At 66.4% G+C, this 18823-nt stretch carries 13 protein-coding genes; 7 read left to right on the top strand and 6 right to left on the bottom strand.

The window, feature by feature from the left end:
• Positions 1 to 121 precede the first annotated feature (121 nt).
• Positions 122 to 511: a GntR family transcriptional regulator gene (locus WFH23_RS13335; RefSeq protein WP_090150013.1), complete on the top strand. Its 390-nt coding sequence runs from the start codon at positions 122 to 124 to the stop codon at positions 509 to 511.
• 39 nt (positions 512 to 550) lie between these two features.
• On the opposite strand, the gene WFH23_RS13330 is transcribed toward WFH23_RS13335, so the two are convergent.
• On the bottom strand, positions 551 to 2920 hold the full coding sequence (locus WFH23_RS13330) for a glycosyltransferase family 2 protein (RefSeq protein WP_336662888.1): 2370 nt from the start codon (positions 2918 to 2920) through the stop codon (positions 551 to 553).
• A gap of 289 nt (positions 2921 to 3209) precedes the next feature.
• On the opposite strand from WFH23_RS13330, the gene WFH23_RS13325 reads away from it, so the two are divergent.
• Complete coding sequence (locus WFH23_RS13325; RefSeq protein WP_336662887.1) at positions 3210 to 4838, top strand: chitinase; 1629 nt, start codon at positions 3210 to 3212, stop codon at positions 4836 to 4838.
• 60 nt (positions 4839 to 4898) lie between these two features.
• Here WFH23_RS13325 and WFH23_RS13320 read toward each other — a convergent pair whose 3' ends face one another.
• The 3 genes from WFH23_RS13320 to WFH23_RS13310 all read right to left on the bottom strand — a co-directional run bounded on the left by WFH23_RS13320 (position 4899) and on the right by WFH23_RS13310 (position 10892).
• A complete protein-coding gene (locus WFH23_RS13320) occupies positions 4899 to 7490 on the bottom strand; it encodes a DEAD/DEAH box helicase (RefSeq protein WP_336662886.1) in 2592 nt (863 codons plus the stop codon).
• On the bottom strand, positions 7487 to 8920 hold the full coding sequence (locus tag WFH23_RS13315; protein WP_336662885.1) for a DUF2130 domain-containing protein: 1434 nt from the start codon (positions 8918 to 8920) through the stop codon (positions 7487 to 7489). Before WFH23_RS13315 ends, WFH23_RS13320 begins: the two co-directional genes overlap by 4 nt.
• A 106-nt stretch (positions 8921 to 9026) precedes the next feature.
• On the bottom strand, positions 9027 to 10892 hold the full coding sequence (locus tag WFH23_RS13310) for an ABC transporter ATP-binding protein (protein WP_336662884.1): 1866 nt from the start codon (positions 10890 to 10892) through the stop codon (positions 9027 to 9029).
• Positions 10893 to 10996: 104 nt separating this feature from the next.
• Here WFH23_RS13310 and WFH23_RS13305 point away from each other — a divergent pair, with 104 nt between their 5' ends.
• Positions 10997 to 12082, top strand: coding sequence for an NADH:flavin oxidoreductase/NADH oxidase (locus WFH23_RS13305; protein ID WP_200331767.1), 1086 nt, complete (start codon positions 10997 to 10999; stop codon positions 12080 to 12082).
• Positions 12083 to 12181: 99 nt separating this feature from the next.
• Here the strand turns inward: WFH23_RS13305 and WFH23_RS13300 are convergent, their stop codons facing one another.
• Positions 12182 to 13003 (bottom strand): SDR family NAD(P)-dependent oxidoreductase, encoded by an 822-nt coding sequence (locus WFH23_RS13300; protein ID WP_336662883.1) that lies wholly within the window; start codon positions 13001 to 13003, stop codon positions 12182 to 12184.
• A 107-nt stretch (positions 13004 to 13110) separates the two neighbouring features.
• Between WFH23_RS13300 and WFH23_RS13295 the strand changes: the two genes are divergently transcribed.
• The 3 genes from WFH23_RS13295 to WFH23_RS13285 are packed head-to-tail and all read left to right on the top strand — an operon-like array spanning position 13111 to position 16914.
• Positions 13111 to 13965: a hypothetical protein gene (locus WFH23_RS13295; protein WP_336662882.1), complete on the top strand. Its 855-nt coding sequence runs from the start codon at positions 13111 to 13113 to the stop codon at positions 13963 to 13965.
• Entirely contained in the window at positions 13962 to 15155 is a 1194-nt protein-coding gene (locus WFH23_RS13290; RefSeq protein WP_336662881.1) for a winged helix DNA-binding domain-containing protein, read from the top strand. Before WFH23_RS13295 ends, WFH23_RS13290 begins: the two co-directional genes overlap by 4 nt.
• A 28-nt stretch (positions 15156 to 15183) precedes the next feature.
• Positions 15184 to 16914 carry a cation:proton antiporter gene (locus WFH23_RS13285; RefSeq protein WP_211648600.1) on the top strand — a complete coding sequence of 577 codons (1731 nt, stop codon included), beginning with the start codon at positions 15184 to 15186 and terminating at the stop codon, positions 16912 to 16914.
• Positions 16915 to 16964: 50 nt separating this feature from the next.
• Here the strand turns inward: WFH23_RS13285 and WFH23_RS13280 are convergent, their stop codons facing one another.
• Positions 16965 to 17456 (bottom strand): Lrp/AsnC family transcriptional regulator, encoded by a 492-nt coding sequence (locus WFH23_RS13280; protein ID WP_336662880.1) that lies wholly within the window; start codon positions 17454 to 17456, stop codon positions 16965 to 16967.
• Between the two features lie 187 nt (positions 17457 to 17643).
• On the opposite strand from WFH23_RS13280, the gene ald reads away from it, so the two are divergent.
• Positions 17644 to 18768, top strand: coding sequence for an alanine dehydrogenase (ald, locus tag WFH23_RS13275; protein ID WP_336662879.1), 1125 nt, complete (start codon positions 17644 to 17646; stop codon positions 18766 to 18768).
• The last annotated feature ends 55 nt before the right edge of the window (positions 18769 to 18823 follow it).

Below are 18823 nucleotides of genomic sequence, written 5' to 3'. Positions count from 1 at the left end.
CGCCTCGCGCGACGGCCAGACCCCGCGGCCGCCGCATCGCGTCCAGTTGTACGTCCAGTCTAGGGTGCCCGAGAGAGGTTTCGTGCGGCGCGGATATGCCTGGCGCGGATACGCTGTCCGTATGAGTGATCCCGCATTCGACCTCTTCGCCATCGACGCCGGATCACCCGAACCGCCGTACCGCCAGCTGCATGACGGGGTCCTCCGAGCGATCTCCAACGGACGCCTGGCGCCCGGCGCGAAGCTCCCGACCGTTCGCGGGCTGGCGGCGCATCTCGGGCTCGCAGCGAACACCGTCGCCTCCGCGTACCGCGCCCTCGAGTCGACGGGTGTCATCGAGGGACGCGGGCGGGCGGGGACCTTCGTTTCGCTGGGCGATGACCCCGTCGATGCGGCGGCGCGCGGGGTCGCGCTCGACGCCGTCGATCGACTGCGCGGTCTCGGCATCACCGGCGACCGCGCCGTGCGGCTGCTCACCGATGCTGCGCGAGGCGACGCCGTCGCCGAGTGACGCAGCCCTTCCATCCCGGCGACCGCTGGGCGCGGGCCGCTACTGACCCGCTCGTTTCGCCGCGGAGTTCTGCTCCGCAGCCGGAGCGATCACCGCGGTGACATCGGTCTGGGTGCTCGGCGCGGCGAGGGTGACCTCGTTCACCGTGCCCCGCGATCCGCTGCCCGTGCTGAGCTCGGACACGGCCGTCACCTCCTTGCGCACGCCCCCGAGGCGACGGCGGCGGTCGCTCGTGCGCACCAGATCGCGGCGCAGGCGCCGATCGCCGTGGTACAGAATCGCCTGCCAGTTGACTTCGGCATCGGGATCGACGAGGCTCTTCCGCTTCGTCTTCGGCGGTTTCGGCGCGACATACAGCCAGCCGACCACGCCGAGCACCGCGTCCACGATCGCCGCTCGCACGCCGATGTAGGAGACGGCGGCCCAGGTCGCCATGACGGCGTTGAAGCCGGCGAAGATGAAGTTGCCCCAATTGCCGAGGTTGAAGTCGCGGTAGGCCGTGAGCACCGAGAACGCGATGATGACGAATGGCAGGATCACGTAGATCGCGGGCGATGCCGTGCGGCCGGTGACCTTCGGGGTGCGCGCGAAGGGAATCTTCTCCCCGGTGACCCCCTGCTGCATCGATTTCAGCACACCCGCGAGATTCACGGGCAACAGCACGAGGTTGAAGCCGTAGATGCGGAAGATGTCGCTGAGGCGATGCCCGCTCGCACGCAGATCGAGCGCCTGCGAGATGAAGTACGGCAGCGCCGCGGCGACCACCAGGGGGCTGAGGAGTCGCGAATCGAACGGGAAGAAGAGCAGGAAGATGAGGCCGAAGCTCGCCCACGCGAGCGATGACATGTAGTTCGTGCGCAGCAGCTTCTCCGTGAGACGCACTCGTGCCGGGGTGCCCTTGCGGATACGGATCATCTCGACCAGTTTCGGCATGATCAGCAGACCGCCGTTCGCCCAGCGACGGCGCTGCACGATGAGTGAGCCGAAGTCGGGCGGGGTCGCACTGTAGCTGAGTCGCTCCGGGTAGTTCTCGAGTGACCACCCGTGGGCGCCGAGGTCGATGCTCGACTCAGTATCCTCGATGACGGTGCGGTCTTGCACGTACGTGGTGATCTCGAAGCCGCCAACGGTCTCTGTGACCGCGATGTCGGCGAGGGCCTCCTTGCGGATCACCGCGTTGGCGCCCACCCAGAAGGTCGCATTGAAGTACGTCAGCCCCTGGTGCTGGATGTGCTGCAGGTCCGTAGTCGCACCGGCGATGCGCTCGATGCGCGTCGGGGCGCCCCGGAAGGAGGAGTACGGCGTCTGCGTCACGGCGACCCGCTCGTTCTCGGGCTGCTCCAGCAAGTACACGAGGCGCACGCAGTAGTCGCGGAGCAGTTGCGAGTCGGCATCGAGCGTGAGTAGGTAACGACTGTCGGGCACAACCAGATCGGGCGTCGACTCGTCGCGGTCCCTCAGCGGTTCGAGCAACCGCACACCCGTCTCATCGGAGACGCGGTAGCGCCCGCCCATCAGCGAGATGTACGAGTTCAGGTTCATCGCCTTGTTCGGCTCCTGAGACAGCGACGCGTACTTCTTGCGCTCGAAGGAGCTCATGTCTGCGCTGAAGATCCAGACGAGCCGCCGGTACAGCTGCTCGAGGCGCCCTCGGTCCGGCGATCCCCCCTGCTCGTGGGCGGCATTCAGCGCGAGTCGCGTGAGACGCAGATCGTTGGAGAGGCCGAGCAGCACCTGCTCCGCGAAGAACTCGGCCATGTGGTCTTCGATTTTCTCGGCTGCTGCGAATTCGTCGAGCCACGTCGCCGCGGCCGCGTACGCGTCGGCTGCGCGCTTCGCGTCCTCGGGGCCGGGAGTCTCGGGCGTCAGCTCCTGGAACACCCGCATCGCTTCCCGCGACTGCCGGAGCGGGGTCTCGAGCGCTTCGGCGATCTCGCCGAGCAACCCGCGGGTGTGATTCAGGCGATCGAGCGCCTCCCCTTCCAAGCCGGTGTCCTTATCGTCGATGAGCAGGACGACGCGCACCGAGGGGAACTCCTGCAGGGCCGCTGACCAGAGCGTGTACCGCACCACCTCCGGCTCCTCGTCGTAGCTCGGGATCAGGACCGTGACGTCGGCATCCGACTCGGCGAAGTGCTCGTCGATCAGAGCGCGTTCGACGCGGCGGTGCTCGCGGAAGCGCACGAGTGCGCCGTAGCGGGCGGTGAGGTACATGAGTGCCGAGAAGGTGAGCGCGGTGACCGTGAGGCCGTAGATCCAGGTCTGCACGTGGAAGATGAACGATTCGGTCGGGCCTTCGATGACCATCCGCACGATCGTCGTGATCATGTAGATGAACCATGCGAGCACCGTGATGACGATGGCCGCTCGCGCCCAGATGACGGCCCCGCCGCTCGGGCGCGAATGCATGATCGCCAGCGGTTCGGAGCGGCGCTCCGCGCCCCATTGCCGGCGCCGTGACGACGCCGTTGTTTCCTCAGCCACCCAAACCCCCGTTTGCCTGTGCCCGCATCTCGATCCACCCGCAGATGCGTGCTGCACTCGGGGGTCGCTTCGCGGGTGAATCCTCCCAGGGAACCCGAAATACGCGGTTCTCCACGGGACAGCGTGTTAGCGCTCGTATAGCATAGCTGATGGCAAGATTCGATTCAGGCGGTATCCCAGACCCACCGGGCGAGGGCACGGGCGAGGGGCTGTCATGGCGAAGTGGTATCCGGGCAGAAAACTGTCTCTGGCGCGTCTCAGTATTGTGCTGGTGGTGATCGCCGGACTCGTGGGCGGCGGCGTGTACGCCTGGTCTCGGGTGCAAGACGTGCAGGTCGCGTCGGAACGCACGCCGTGGTTCGACGCATATGTCGACGTCACCGCGACGCCGATGTTCCCGTTCGAGTCGCCGGGTGAAGACGGGCAGAAAAATGTCGTGCTCTCCTTCATCGTCGCAGCGCCCGACGACGAGTGCAGCCCGTCGTGGGGCGGCTACTACGACATGGATGAAGCTGAGAGCTCCCTCGACCTCGACCGCAAACTGCAGCGCCTCCGCAATCTGGGCGGGTCGGCCATGGTCTCCTTCGGCGGTCAGGCGAACCACGACATCGCCTACGCCTGCGAAGATCAGGACAAACTCGTGAATGGGTACACGAGCGTCGTCGACCGTTACGATCTCGCGAGCATCGACATGGACATCGAGGGCGCATTCCTGGCTGACGAAGCCGGGGTCGCACGGCAGGCCGAGGCGATCCGTGCGGTTCAGGATGACCGGGAGAAGGGCCTCGACGTGTGGCTGACCCTTCCGGTCGCACCCGATGGGCTCACCTTCGAGGGATTGCAGGCGATTCGAACGTATCTCAAGGCAGGCGTGGATCTCGCGGGCGTCAATGTGATGACCATGAACTACAACTCGGAGACCGAGAAGGCGTTCTACCCCGCCGTCGAGAGCAGTCTCGAGGCGACGCACTCGCAATTGCGCTCGCTCTACCAAGAGATCAACGCCCCGATCGGTGCGGCGACCGCGTGGAGCCGGGTCGCGGCGACGCCGATGATCGGGCAGAACGACACCCGGAAGGACATTTTCACGATCGCTGACGCGGAGAAGCTCTCGGCGTTCGCCGACGAACGCGGGATGGCGCGCATGTCGATGTGGTCGCTGAACCGCGATCAGGAGTGCTCCGCGAACTGGCCGGACCCGAAGCAGGTCTCCGATTCGTGCAGCGGCATCGTGCAGGAGAAGGGCGACTTCTCGAAGATTCTGCGTGAGCAGCGCGCCGGCGCGATCTCGCAGGTCGCCGAAGCCGTTGAGAGCGACGGACCGGTGGAGCCCGTCGAGGACGATCCGGATACGAGCCCGTACCCGATCTGGAGCGAGACCACCGCGTACCCGGCAGAGACGAAAGTCGTGTGGCACCGCAACGTCTACGAGGCGAAGTGGTGGACGGAGGGCGATCAGCCCGACCTGGCGGCGGAGAACGGTTCGCAGCCGTGGCGTTTGCTCGGCCCCGTGCTTCCGGGTGAGAAGCCGATCGAGCGTCCGAAGCTGCCTGCTGGTGCGTACCCGAGTTGGGATGCTGCGAAGGAGTATCGACGAGGCGAACGCGTCGTCTTCGAGGGTGACGGATTCGAGGCGAAGTGGTATTCCCGGGGCGACAGCCCCGATGCGGCGCTCGTCCAACCGCAGGATTCGCCGTGGCGCGCGCTGACGGATGCTGAGATCGCGGAGGTCACCGGCTCATCGAACGAGGCATCGACCGGGGCGAACGGTTCCGGCGCCGCCGTGCAGGCCGATGCTTCGAGCGATGCGGCGGGCGACGGAGCTGGCGACGACGGCCCGTAGACCAGTAGAACAGGAACGCGAGGCGGGGTCGGGGCATGGCGCTCCGACCCGCCTCGATCTTCATCCGGCGAACGGGCCGACGCGCTCGACGCGCACGACGGGTTCGCCCTCTGCTTCGGATTCGGCGAGGTCGACAGAGCCTTCGATGGCCCAGTCGTGGTCGCCGTTCGGGTCGAGCAGCACTTGCCTGAAGCGCCAGAACCCTTCGGGTGCGCTGCTCCGGTCGAGTTCAAGCAGGGACGCCGCGCGCGCATCGGCGTCGACGCGGATGTCGTCGTACTCGTCGTAATAGCCGGCGAGGGCGTCGCGCCATTTCTGCTCGCCGAAGCCGCGAGCCGCGTCGAGTTCGGCCAGTTCGTCGTAGCGCTCGAAGGCGGCCGCCTGGACGCGCCTGAAGAGTGCGTTGCGCAACATGACGAGGAATGCGCGCTGGTTGGTGAGCACCGATCGTGTCGGCGGAGCGAGCGCGACGGCTGCTTCCGCTCCGTCGACATCGAGGCCGAGCAGGGCCCGCGCCCTGCGGTGCGCGTCCGGGTCGGGGTTCGAGAGCGCTTCCCACTCGTCGATGAGGCTGGAGTCGACCTGTCTCACGAGTTCGCCGAGCCAGTCGATGAGTTCCTCGAGCTCGGGGCTCTTCGCCTGCTCTGGCACGGTGCGTTCGATGGCGCGGAAGGCGTCGCTCAGGTACCGCAGCACTCCGCCCTCCGCCCGGCCGAGCTGATAGAACGAGACGAGATCGCGGAACCCGAAGGCGCGCTCGATCATGTCTCGGACGACGGACTTGGGGCGGAGCGCGAAGTCGCGCGCCCACGGCACCTCCTTCAGGTACTCGGTGAAGGCTTCGTCGAGCAGTTCTTTGAGCGGTTGAGGGTGCGTGACCGCCTCGAGCAGTTCCATCCGCTCGTCGTACTCGATGCCCTCCGCCTTCATCGCCGCGACGGCCTCTCCGCGAGCCTTGTGCTCCTGCGCGCGGATGATGGCCCGAGGGTCTTCAAGAGTCGCCTCGATGATCGAGATCACATCGAGGGCGTAGGTCTCGGACTCGGGATCGAGGAGTTCGATCGCTGCGAGCGCGAACGGCGAGAGCGGCTGGTTCAACGCGAAGTTCGACTGCAGATCGACGGTGAGTCGCAGCAGGCGCTGACCCCGTTCATCGACGTGGACTTCGACGATGCCGCCTTGTCGCAGCGTACGGAAGATCGCAATCGCGGTGCGCGCATGGGCGTACTGCGCGGGGCGGGGTTCGTGGCTGTCGAAGACGAGCGTGCGCATCGTCTGGAGCGCGTCTCCCTCGCGGGCTTCTCCGCGCCCGATGACGCCGAGCACCATCGAGTGCGTCACCCGCATGCGGCTAACCAGTGGCTCCGGCTGGGAGCCGACGAGCTTCTCGAGGGTGCTTTCGCTCCAGGCGATGAACCCCTGCGGCGGTGATTTCTTCTTCGCCGGCTTGGCCTTCTTCCCGCCCGTCGCCTTCGCTGCCGCTTTCGCGGCTGATTTCGCGTTCTCGACCTCGTGCTCCGGGGCGAGCGCGACCACGTCGCCCTCGGTGTCGAATCCAGCGCGCCCGGCTCGTCCGGCGATCTGATGGAACTCTCGAGCGGAGAGTCGTCGCATCTTCTCACCGTCGAATTTGGTGAGCGCGGTGATGACGACGGTGCGAATCGGCACGTTGATGCCGACCCCGAGCGTGTCGGTACCGCAGATCACACGGAGCAGACCGCGCTGAGCGAGTTGCTCGACGAGCCTTCGGTAGCGGGGCAGCATGCCAGCGTGGTGCACGCCGATACCCGAGCGCACGAGGCGTGACAGGGTCGAGCCAAACCCCGTGGAGAAACGGAAATCTCCGATGGCGGCCGCGATCTCGTCGCGACCGGCACGATCGACGATGCGGATGCTCGACAGTGCTTGCGCCTGTTCGACGGCGTGGGACTGGTTGAAGTGCACGAGGTATGCGGGCGTCTCGCGATCCTCGATCAACTGCTCGACGACCTCGTGGGCGGGCGCGACCTCGTAGGAGAACGTGAGCGGAACCGGCCGCTCGACGCCCGTGACCAGCGCAGTGTCGCGCTGGGTACGTCGCGAGAGGTCGTCAGCGAGTTCGGAGACATCGCCGAGCGTGGCCGACATCAGGAGGAACTGGGCGTCGTTCATCAGCAACAACGGCACCTGCCATGCCCAGCCTCGTTCCGGTTCTGCGTAGAAGTGGAACTCGTCCATCACCACCTGCGTGATGCCGCCCGCACTGCGATCGCGGATGGCGAGGTTGGCGAGGATCTCTGCTGTGCAGCAGAGGATCGGTGCATCCGGGTTGATGGACGTGTCACCCGTCACCATGCCGACGCGATCCGCGCCGAACACGTCGACCAGATCGAAGAACTTCTCACTGACGAGCGCTTTGATCGGCGCCGTGTACACCGTGCGGCGCCCTTCTGCGAGCGCGATGAAGTGCGCTCCGATCGCGACCAGCGATTTTCCGGTGCCCGTCGGTGTCGCGAGAATGACGTTGCTGCCGAGGGCGATGCCGAGCACCGCTTCCTCCTGCGCCGGGTAGAGACGGAGTGCGCGCTCCTCCCACGCCCACTCCTCGAACGCGGCGAATGCCTCGTCCGACTCGTCGAAGTGCGTGGAGTCGAGAATCGTTCCCAGATTCATGTGCGTGCGCTCCTGTCGGCGTCTGCCCCCGCTGTCGCGTCTCCGCGCTCCAGCTCGGAGAACTTCGTCTGCATCGTCGGGTTGCCGCGCGTCAGCTTCTTGATGGTGACCCCCTGGGCCTTGTCGTTGGCGAGGCGCAGGTTGTTCTCGGATTTCAGTAGATTGTCTTTCACCTTCTGCATCTCGGCGATCGACGTATCGATTCGTTTGATCGCTTCCTGGAACTGGCGCGATGCCAGGTCGTAGTTGCGGCCGAAGGCGTCTTTGAAGCTGTCGAGTTCGCTCTCGAAATGCGTGATGTCGATGTTCTGCGACTTCACCTGCTCGAGCTCGGCCTTGTACTTCAGTGAATTGAGTGCCGCGTTCCGCAGCAGAGTGATCAACGGGATGAAGAACTGCGGCCGAATCACGTACATCTTGGGGTAGCGATGGGAGACGTCGACGATGCCGCCGTTGTACAGTTCGCTCTCGGGCTCGAGCAGCGACACGAGCACCGCGTACTCGCATCCCTTCTCGCGCCGGTCCTTGTCGAGCTCCTTCAAGAAATCCTCATTGCGGTGCTTGGTCGCGGTGCCATCCGATTCGTTCTTCATCTCGAACATGATCGAGACGATCTCGATGTCACTGAGATCGAGATCTCTGAAGATGTAGTCGCCCTTGCTCCCGGTGCGCGCGTCGTTGTCCTTCTCGAAGTACGCGTTGGGGAACGCCGTGGCTCTGATCTGGTTGAAGGTCACTTCGCAGTGCTGCTCGAGGGTCTCCCCCACCATCTTCGTCGAGAGCCGCGCCTTGAAGTCCTTCAGCCGTTCGATCTCGCCGTCGCGGTCCCTGAGCTGCAACTCGTGATACTCCTTCAGTGAACGCTCCGCGAGCTGCTTCTCGAGGGCAGCGCGTTCCAGGTTGTTCTTCAGCTCGTCGCGTTCTCGAGCGACGACACTCACCGCCTCGGAGAGCTCCAGCTTCTGACTGAGCTCCATCGAAGCGAGCTTCGCCCGCGCACTCTGCAGTTCCCGCTCCTGTGCGGCGATCCGCTGCTCCGCCTCAGCCGCGAGCTTCGCTTCGGCGAGCTCGATCGCGGTCCGCTGCTCGCGCTTCGCCTGGTCGAGCTCGCCGGCAAGCGCGTCGCGATCCTTCTCGACCGCGCTGAGGGCCTCGGCCACCGCGAGCTTCTGCGCCGTGGCGCTCGCCTCGATCCGCGCCTGCAGCTGCTGGATCTCCGCTGCTTTCGCCGCCTCGGCCTGCTGCAACCGACCCGCAGCCGCGGCCTCGGCCAGCTGCACCGCCTGCTGCTTGTCGTGCTCCGCCAGTGCCAGACGTTCGTGCAGCTGCGCCTCGAACTCGCTGTCTCGCACCTGCTTCACGATGTCGGCGTACCCGGCTTCGTCGACGGTGAACGCCTTGCGGCAGTGCGGGCACATGATCTCGTGCACGGGAGCCTCCTTCACGAACTCACGAGCGGTCGCCGGGCGGTCGGTGACACACGACAAGACTGTCATAGACCCCGGACATCGGCGGCGACGCGCTCTCGCTCGGGCCTCACCCCACGACGTCGAGTTCGCGGAGCCGCTTGCGGTCGGAAGACGAGGGCGACGCCTGCAGGGCGAGCAGCTCCGAATAGATGCCTCCGGAGGCTGCGAGTTCCGCCGGCGTGCCGATCTCATCGATGCGTCCGTCGCGCAGCGTGAAGATCCGATCGACCTCCGCGATCGTCGACAGTCGGTGGGCGATGACGAGGGTGGTGCGACCCACCATGAGGTCTTCGAGCCCCGCCTGCACCATCCGCTCCGATTTCGTATCGAGGGCCGAAGTCGCCTCATCGAGCACGAGGATCGGGGCGTCCTTCAGCATGGCACGCGCGACCGCGATGCGCTGTTTCTGCCCGCCGGACAGCTTCACGCCCCGCTCGCCGATCACCGTGTCGTAGCCCTGCGGGAACTTGCGCACGAACACGTCGACGGCCGCACGGCGCGCCGCTTCGTCGATCTCCTCCCGCGTCGCCTCCGGTCGACCGTACGCGATGTTCTCCGCGATGGTGCCAGAGAACAGCGCCGGCTCCTGGAACACGACTCCGATGTTCCGTCGCAACGACTCGAGATCTGCTCCGGATCCCTCGACCGAGATCGACCCGGAGCGCACGCCGTAGAGTCCCATGATCAGGTTCGTCAGTGTGGTCTTCCCGCCGCCCGATTCCCCGACGAACGCCACCCGCTCCCCCGGGGCCACATCGAACGTCACATCCGAGAGCACGTTCGCATCGTCGTCGTAGCCGAAGTGCACACCGCGGAACGAGATCGCAGCGGCCGGTGCCTGCTCCGGCTCGGCGCCCGGCGCTACCGCCGAGCGGGAGCCGCTGGCGTCGCGATCGGCGTTCACGGGCCGGGTCCCCCCGCCGTCGACGTCGCGAGGGTCGAGATCCATGACCTCGAAGTACGACTTCGATCCCGCGATCGCCCGCTGCGCGGTGTCGACGACCCAGCTGAGACTCGTGACGGGCTGCCGCGCCATCGACATGAGCTGCACCAGCATCACCATCTCGCCGAGTGTGAAGAAGCCGAGCACCGTGCGCACGAAGATGATCGTGTACAACCCGAAGAAGATCGCGTGCAGCACGCCTTGACGGAGTGCGTCCATGCGATGCCAGTGCTTCGACTGCTCGGCGGTGAGCGACTCGGTCGACCGGAAGCGGCTGCTGAACGCGTTGAGCTCGCGGCGCTCGCTCACGAACGACTTGACCACGCGCATCTGGCCGACGACCTCGGCGAAACGACCGGAAGCGACATCGACATGATCGTTCTTGTCGCCCTCGAGACGCTGCCAGCGGCGGCTCGTGAGCGCGGTGAGCCACAGGTAGACCGGGTAGGCGATCGCCAGCAGCACGGCCAGCGGCCAGTAGTACCACGCACTGATTGCGAGCACCGCGATGGTGGTGAGGATGAGCGTCACGAACATGTTCGAGAACGACTTCATGAAGTTCGTGATCTCGGAGATCGACCGGTTCAGGCGCGCCACGATCGTGCCGGTCAGCTCATTGTCGTAGTAGCGCTGCGGCAGCGAGAGCAACTGCTCGAAATACCGCGTCGACAGAATCGTTCGCATCTTCGCGCTCATCACGTCGCCCCAGTAGCCGCCGACGTTGCCCACTCCCGCTTCGATCAGGCTGACCGTGAGCAAGGCCACCGCGAGAAGGATCACCGTGATGATCGTCGACCGCGTCGCGCCGGGGGCCGCACCGCCATCGCTCGCCCCCGCGCTGAGCGCCTCCGAGATGACGTCCGTCGCCCGGCCCGTGATGAACGGGACCGCCAGGCCCGCCGCGGTCACGATCGCGGCGGCGATCATGATGCCGGCGTAGTACGGCGCGAGTGATCGCGTGAATTTCAGTATGCGGATCAGCACGGTCACGTCGTGAGCGCCTCCTTCAATGGTGTCGGAAGGTGCAACGTACCATCCGCCGTTCTTCTTCCCCGCATCGCGATTGTCGGAGGCCGGGAGTAGGCTCACTGGCTATGGCAGATCCCCTCCTCTTCCGCTCGTTCACCCTCCGCAATCTTGAGATCCGCAATCGACTCTGGGTGGCGCCGATGTGCCAGTACTCGGTCGAGTCCGAAGACGGGATCGTCGGCGATTGGCATCTGCAGCATCTCGGCAGTTTCGCTCGCGGCGGAGCCGGTCTCGTGTTCATGGAGGCGACCGCGGTGACGCCTGAGGGACGCATCAGTCCGCGCTGCCCGGGCATCTGGGACGACGCGCAGCTCCCGCCCCTCTCCCGCATCGTCGACGCAGTGCACGCCCATGGGGCGAAGATCGGCATCCAGCTCGCGCATGCTGGCCGCAAGGGATCGACGTATCCATCGCTCCCCGGCTTCGCCGATGGCTCGGTTCCGATCGCGGAGGGCGGCTGGGAGACCGTCGCGCCTTCGGCGCTCGCGTTCGGTGACTTCGCTGAGCCTCGCGCACTCGACACGGCCGACATCGCAGATCTGGTGCAGTCGTTCGTCGATGCAGCGCGCCGCGCAGTCCAGGCCGGCTTCGACGTGGTCGAGATCCATGCCGCTCACGGCTATCTCATCCACGAGTTCCTCTCGCCCTTCTCCAACGAACGCGCCGATGAGTACGGCGGTGATCTTGCAGGGCGTGCGCGGTTGCTCCGTGAGATCGTGCGCGCGGTTCGCGCAGCGCACCCCGAGCTGCCGATGGTGGTGCGCGTCTCGGCCACCGAGTGGCTCGACGGCGGGTTCGACGGCGCAGAGGCGGCCCGCGTGACGGGGTGGCTCGCGGAAGACGGTGCCGATCTGGTCGACACCTCGACGGCCGGCAATACACCAGGCGCCCCGATTCCGGTCGGCCCGTCCTACCAGGTGCCGCTCGCAGCGCAGCTGCGGGAGACCGGAGCGCTCCCCATCAGCGCGGTCGGGCTCATCACGAGCGCCGAGCAGGCGGAGGGCATCCTCGCCACCGGTCAGGCCGACATCATCTCCCTCGGTCGTCCGCTGCTCGCCAACCCGCATCTGCCGATCAGCTGGGCGCACGAACTGCGCGCCCCCGTTGCGGAGGAGCTCGTACCACCGCAGTACGCTCGGGCTCGCTTCTGAGCGTTGCGGCGCGGCGCGCGGGTCAGAATCGCGATCGGTTGCCTGACCCCCGCTGCGGCGTCGGCACGTGCGTTGCGTGCGGCCGGAGAACTGGTCGCCCTACACGAGCGCTGCGGACTGCTCCCACAACTCGCGCGCGAGCTCGGGATCGTGCACCTCCGGGCTCACCTTCGCGGCGATCGCGCGAGACTCGTAATAGGCCCCTGGCTCGAACGTTGAACGCGGCTCGCCTTCAGCGAGCCACACGAGCTGATCGGCGCCCTTCTCCGCGCTGATCGTGAACAGCCGCTTCAAGGGGCTGTGATAGATAAGCCGCATGATGTGCGTCGTGTCGCTCGCGAAGCTGCTCGCGACCACGCCGGGATGAAATGCGACGGCAGAGATTCCCTGACCGCCGTACCTGCGCTGCAATTCGATGGTGAAAAGGATGTTGGCGAGCTTGCCATTGCCGTAGGCGCGCTGCGGCGCATACTGCTTCGCGTTCTGCAGATCGGTGATGTCGAAACGACTGAAGGCGCGGGCGGCGAGGCTTGCCGTCTGAATCACCGTCGCGCCCCCCGCGACCAGGGCGGGCATCAGCAGATTCGTCAGCAGGAACGGCGCGAGATGATTGACCTGAAACGTCTGCTCGTACCCGTCGACCGTGAGCGCGCGCTCCCCCATGATGCCTCCCGCGTTGTTCGCCAGGACGTCGATGCTGCGGTACTCCGCGAGCAGGTCCGCCGCGAGCGCGCGCACCTGCGAGAGATCGGCGAAGTCGGCCAGGAAATACCGTGCAGCGAGTTCTTCGGCAATCGCACGGGTCTTCTCGGCCGAGCGCCCGACGAGCACGATCGTGTGCCCGTCACGGTGCAGCTGACGCGCCGCAGCCGCCCCGATACCATCGCTCGCACCGGTGATGATGATGGTCTTGGTGGCCATGGATGCTCCGCTCAGTCGCACCGGGCGGCGGGCCGTCGCACGGGTGACTCCAGGCTAGCGAGCGAAGATATGCCTTCGCTCTCGATTGGAACTGGGAGCATATGGACGTGCATCCGAACCTTCCGGCGGCCCGCGTGCACCGAGATGCACCGGCCCACCTCGTCGATCCTCGCCTCGTCGCGCTCCTCTGCCTCGCGCATCTGATCTGCCTCACGGGGTTCTTTGCGATGAAGACGGCAGCCGAAAGCTGGGGGACGTACCCCGACCTGCTGTTCGCTGGAATTCGCGTCGTTCTCGTCGCTGGAGCGGGATGGTCAGCAGCAGTTCTTGCTCATCGCTTGCCGCCGCCCGCCCGTGACGGACTGCTGGTCGTGACCGTCAGCCTTTTCGGACTGACCGGGTTTTCGGAGCTCGGTCCCCTCTTCTCCATCTCTCCGCTCGACTCGATATGGTTGCTCGTCATGCCAGCGGCCTACGTCGCCGTCCTGGTGTTCCCCGCCGTGTTCGCTGCAATGGCCGCGTTCTTGATCGGGCCCGACGAAACGGGGTCGAGTACCGCGCGACGGATCATGACAGCGGTTGCCGCCGGCGTGCTGTGCGTCGCTGCTGTATTCGCCGGAATTACGAGGATCCTGGGCTCCGCTGCCCAGCCCGATGACGACACATGGCTGCTCGCGAGCGCCGCGGTGGGGTGTGTCGCTGCACTCGTACTCCTATCCGGTCTCCTCGGAGGTCGGCAGCCTTACTCTCTCACAGTCGCGATGCGGCTGTGCGCCGCGGTTGTTTGTGCATCGGCATTGCACATCTCCGTCTTCACCGCGGCGCAGCTCGTCTATGCGGATGCGGTCGGTATCGGTGGCGCACTGATCGGGCTGCTTTCGGTGCGTGTCTTCGCAGTCAGTACCTTCGTGTTGCTCGTCCTCGCGCTCATGTCGGCGGTGCGACCTACACTGAGGCCATGACCGAGACCCTCTCCCCGACCGATGTGCTTCGCGTGCGCGTGCATGCGCTCGGTCTGACAGCGACGAGCTGGACCCGCGGCGAACCAGAAGCGCCGGGTGCGGAGCGCATCGCCGGTGTGGCGCGGCGCATGCTCGCCGTGCAGGGGCAGGACTGGCGGTCAGCTCGGTGGGCGCTCGGGGTGCGGGCGCCCGGCTCGGCGATCGCCGATGTCGAGGCGGCCTTCGCCGAACGACGCATCGTGCGGTCGTGGCCGATGCGCGGCACCGTGCACGTCGTCGCGGCCGAAGACATCGGGTGGATGCAGGGAGCCACCAACCACCGAGTGCTCGCCGGCGCCCCGAAACGCCGCGCCTTCCTCGGCATGAGCGACGCCGTGCTCGAGCGGCTCGTCGAGGTCTCCCTCGTCGCCCTCGACGCCGCTGGCACCGCTGGTCTTGAGCGCGACGCACTCGCAGAAGCGTGGACCGAAGCGGGTATCGACTGGCAGAGCAATTGGCGCTATCACGTGATCTGGTGGATCTGCCAGAACGGAATGGCGACGTTCGGCCCGATCGGCCCGTCTGGTGAACCGCTTCTCGTGAGAGCAGAGCACTGGATCACCGCGCCGCGACAGTACTCGGGCGATGATGCACTGCGCGAGCTCGCGGTGCGCTACGCCAGGTGCCGGGGCCCGTTCCGCGTCAACGACTTCGCCTGGTGGACGGGGCTCACCGTCGCGGAGGCCCGCGTGGGCCTGGCCGCAGCACGCGATGCCGGGGAGCTGGCAGAGGCTCGCGCACGTGATGCGTCGGGAGACCCGGTGTCGGGTGCCGCCGGCAGACTCTGGGTCGATCCTGAATCGCTCGGCTCTGCCGTCTCGGAAGCGCGGCTGCCCGAGTGGACGCTGCTCGCGGCGTTCGACGAGCATCTGCTCGGGTACACGGATCGCACCGCTCAGCTCGATCAGCAGCACTTCGACCGCATCGTTCCGGGGCGCAACGGCATGTTCCTCCCTACCGTGCTGCGAAAGGGCCGGGTGGTGGCCACCTGGAAGCGCCTTCGGACGAAAACCGGAGGGCTCGAGATCGCGTCGTTTCCCGATACGGACATCGATGCGCTCGCGCTCGCGCCGCTCAGTCGAGACTGGGCCGACTTCCACGGCGTCGAGACCGGCGGCATCTCCGTCGTGCAGCCCGCCGACGCAGGGTGATGCGAAGCGCCCTCGGTAGAATCGGTCCATGGAAATCGGCCTGATCGCAGTCGCCGCAGTGGTCGTGCTCGTCGGGACGTCGATCCTCGGCAGCAAGATCGGCGTCGCGGCGCCGCTCCTCCTCGTCATCGTCGGCATCGGAGCGGGGTACCTCCCGTTCATCCCGAGAATCGAGATCGACCCGGAGATCATTCTCATCGGGGTGCTCCCCCCGCTGCTCTACTCGGCGGCCGTGAATGTTCCCCTCATCGATTTCCGAAGAAACCTCCGCCCCGTCATCGGACTCTCGGTGCTCCTCGTCATCATCTCCGCGGTGACGATCGGATTCGCGCTCCACTGGTTCGTTCCCGCCATCCCCCTGCCGGCTGCGGTGGCTCTCGGAGCGGTGATCAGCCCGACGGATGCGGTTGCGGCGACGTCGATCGGCAAGCGCCTCGGCATGCCGGAGCGCCTGGTGTCGATTCTCGAGGGCGAGAGCCTCGTGAACGACGCCACTTCTCTCGTACTCCTGAAGACGGCGCTCGCGGCCGTGGCGGGCAGCTTCGTCTTCTGGGACGCGGCCGGCTCCTTCGGGTTCTCGGTCGTCGCGGCCATCGTGATCGGCATCGTGATCGGCATGGTCACGGTGTGGATCCGCGCACGGCTGCGGAACCCCGTCTACGACACGATCATCTCATTCGTCGTTCCCTTCGTCGCGTTCATGCCCGCGGAGGCGCTCGGAGCCTCCGGTGTGCTGGCCGTGGTCGTCACCGGCCTGTACACCGGGCATCACGCGGCGAAACGGTTCTCCGCGACCGCCCGGATGAACGAGCGCCTCAACTGGCGCACGGTGCAATTCGGCTTGGAGAACGGTGTCTTCCTCATCATGGGTCTGCAACTGCACACCCTGCTCGACGAGGTCAATGAGACGGAGCTGCAACTCGAGCACATCGCGCTCGTCGCACTCGGCCTCGTCGCGATCCTCATCCTGCTTCGCGGGCTGTTCATGGTGCCGCTCATCTGGACGATGCGCGGCGACAAAGGGCGGTATCAGCAGCGAAGCGACGGGTTCTCGCGCATTCTCACGCGGGCTCGTCGCGCCGACACGACGGAGCGGCGCCTCCGCAAACTCGAATTGCTCGAACAACGATCGCGCGCCGACCTCGCTCACGAGCAAGAGCAGCAGCTTGGCTGGCGGGACGGCGTACTCCTGTCGTGGAGCGGTATGCGCGGCGTCGTCACCCTCGCAGCCGCCCAGTCGATCTCGACCGATGTGCCGTATCGCCCGCAGCTCATTCTGATCGCGTTCGCCGTCGCCGTCGTGACGCTCCTCCTGCACGGGCTCACGCTGCCGCTCTTCATCTCGAAGCTCTGGCCGGACGGAGCGAACGGCTCGCGCACCGCCGAGCTGCAGTCGCTCGGCCGCGATCTGCTCGACGCCGCCAACGCGGCGCTCGCGGATGAGATCGAGATCGATGCGGAAGCCGATGATGGAAGGATCGTGCCCGACGACGACCTCGTGAGGCGTGTGCGCGCGACCGCGAAGAGCACGATCGCTCCCCTCGCATTTCCCCTCGCCGCCACCGGGTCGACGCCGGCCCAAGCCCAGGAGTCGCAGGCCGCCTGCTACCGTCGGCTCGCACGCACCGTGCTCGATGCGCAGCGCGACGCGCTGCTCGAGGAGCGCGCGATCGGCCGCTACAGTTCGCAGGCGCTTCGGGCGGCGGAACTCGCGCTCGACGCGCAGGAGACGAGAACCAGTCCACCTCCAGCCCACTGACGAGCGCCCCGCTGACGTGCCGTACGGCCCAGGATGGCCCGGCGCCCGCGTTATCCCTGCATGCGCACCGGGTTCTGATGATGGCTGAAGACGATGCTCGTACGCGTCGAGGAGATCGCCGGATGCGCCGAGAGATGCTCGACCACGAAGTCGCGCACGTGATCGGAGTCCCGCACGGCGAGATGGATGATGAAGTCTTCGACACCGCCGAGGAAGAACAGCTGCATCACCTCGGGCAGCCCGCGCAGTTCCTCGCTGAGCTCGGTGATGCGTTGGCGCGCCCCAGAACGCACCGTGACACTCACGAGCACCTCGAGGTCGAGGCCGATCGCGCGCGGATCGACCGAGGCGGTGAAACCGGTGATGATCTTTCGGCCCACCAGGCTGCGCACGCGAGCGATGCAGGTCGAAGCGGCGACGCCCACGCGATCCGCCAGCTCGGCGTTCGTGATTCGCCCGTTGGCCTGCAGTTCCTCGACGATCTTGCGATCCACATCGTCGAGATCTGCACTTTCGCGCAGAATCTTCGAACTCTCGACCATCTCACGCCGCCTTTCACTCATTTCCCGACCACTTCTCCGACGTGAGCCGAAGAGTATTCAGAGCAACTGCATCTCTGACGAATATACTGCACACTGTAGTGGTTCGACCGCAACGGATCGCGCCGCACGAGGCCGGTCAGCGAGTCGGCATCGCATCAGTACATCGCAGATCCCATTGGAGCTTCTCATGCGCGTCGGTATTCCCACCGAAATCAAGAACAACGAGAACCGCGTCGCTATCACGCAGGCCGGCGTCGTCGAGCTCACCCGCCGCGGGCACGAGGTGCTCGTACAGGCCGGTGCAGGCATCGGCTCGGCCATCACCGACGACGAGTACGCCGCCGCCGGCGCGCAGATCGTCGAAGGCGCCGAGGACGTGTGGGCGAAGTCCGACATGATCCTCAAGGTCAAGGAGCCCATCGCTGCCGAGTACGACAAGCTGCGCAAGGGCCAGGTGCTCTTCACCTACCTGCACCTCGCCGCTGACAAGACGCTGACCGAGAAGGTTCTCGAGTCTGGCACCACTGCCATCGCGTACGAGACGGTTCAGGCCGGCCGCGCCCTGCCCCTCCTGGCCCCCATGTCCGAGGTCGCCGGTCGCCTCTCGGCTCAGGTCGGCGCCTACTCGCTCATGAAGGCCAACGGCGGGCGCGGAGTCCTGCTCGGCGGCGTGACCGCCACGCGTCGCGGCAAGGTCGTCGTCATCGGCGGCGGCGCTGCCGGCGAGCAGGCCGCTCGCATCGCGTTCGGCATGGGCGCAGAGGTCACCGTGATCGACATCTCGATCCCCCGCCTCAAGCAGCTCGAAGACGAGTTCGGCGGCCGCATCCAGACCCGCACCTCGAACGCGCACAACATCACCGAGTCGCTCAAGGACGCCGATCTCGTCATCGGCTCCGTGCTGATCCCGGGCGAGAAGGCGCCGAAGCTCGTCACCGACGAGATGGTCGCGCAGATGAAGCCGGGCTCCGTGCTCGTCGACATCGCGATCGACCAGGGCGGCTGCTTCGAGAACTCGCGTCCCACGACGCACGACGATCCCACCTTCCAGGTGCACAACTCGATCTACTACTGCGTGGCGAACATGCCGGGTGCCGTGCCCGAGACCTCGACCGCTGCGCTCACCAACGCCACGCTCCCCTACGTCGTCGCACTCGCCGACAAGGGCTGGGTCTCCGCGCTGCAGTCGGACGAGTCCCTCGCCAAGGGCCTGAACGCCCACGACGGTGTGCTGACCTTCAAGGGTGTCGCTGACGCGTTCCCCGAGCTCGCGTACTCGAGCATCGACGAGGTGCTCGCGGCGAACGCGTAACTCGTGCCCGCGCGCTTCGCGGTGCACCGAGCTGCTGCGAAGCGCGTACCCTGGA

It is taken from the genome of Leucobacter sp. USHLN154, from assembly GCF_037145595.1.
GTDB classification, from domain to species: Bacteria; Actinomycetota; Actinomycetes; order Actinomycetales; family Microbacteriaceae; genus Leucobacter; species Leucobacter alluvii.
Note: the sequence above shows the minus strand (reverse complement) of the source record. Positions and strands in the feature narration are given on the sequence as shown.

Coding starts and splice junctions, on each gene's coding strand:
- WFH23_RS13335 (WP_090150013.1), top strand. CDS start 122: ATGAGTGATCCCGCATTCGACCTCTTCGCCATCGACGCCGGATCACCC.
- WFH23_RS13330 (WP_336662888.1), bottom strand. CDS start 2,920: ATGCATTCGCGCCCGAGCGGCGGGGCCGTCATCTGGGCGCGAGCGGCC.
- WFH23_RS13325 (WP_336662887.1), top strand. CDS start 3,210: ATGGCGAAGTGGTATCCGGGCAGAAAACTGTCTCTGGCGCGTCTCAGT.
- WFH23_RS13320 (WP_336662886.1), bottom strand. CDS start 7,490: ATGAATCTGGGAACGATTCTCGACTCCACGCACTTCGACGAGTCGGAC.
- WFH23_RS13305 (WP_200331767.1), top strand. CDS start 10,997: ATGGCAGATCCCCTCCTCTTCCGCTCGTTCACCCTCCGCAATCTTGAG.
- WFH23_RS13300 (WP_336662883.1), bottom strand. CDS start 13,003: ATGGCCACCAAGACCATCATCATCACCGGTGCGAGCGATGGTATCGGG.
- WFH23_RS13290 (WP_336662881.1), top strand. CDS start 13,962: ATGACCGAGACCCTCTCCCCGACCGATGTGCTTCGCGTGCGCGTGCAT.
- WFH23_RS13285 (WP_211648600.1), top strand. CDS start 15,184: ATGGAAATCGGCCTGATCGCAGTCGCCGCAGTGGTCGTGCTCGTCGGG.
- WFH23_RS13280 (WP_336662880.1), bottom strand. CDS start 17,456: ATGGTCGAGAGTTCGAAGATTCTGCGCGAAAGTGCAGATCTCGACGAT.
- ald (WP_336662879.1), top strand. CDS start 17,644: ATGCGCGTCGGTATTCCCACCGAAATCAAGAACAACGAGAACCGCGTC.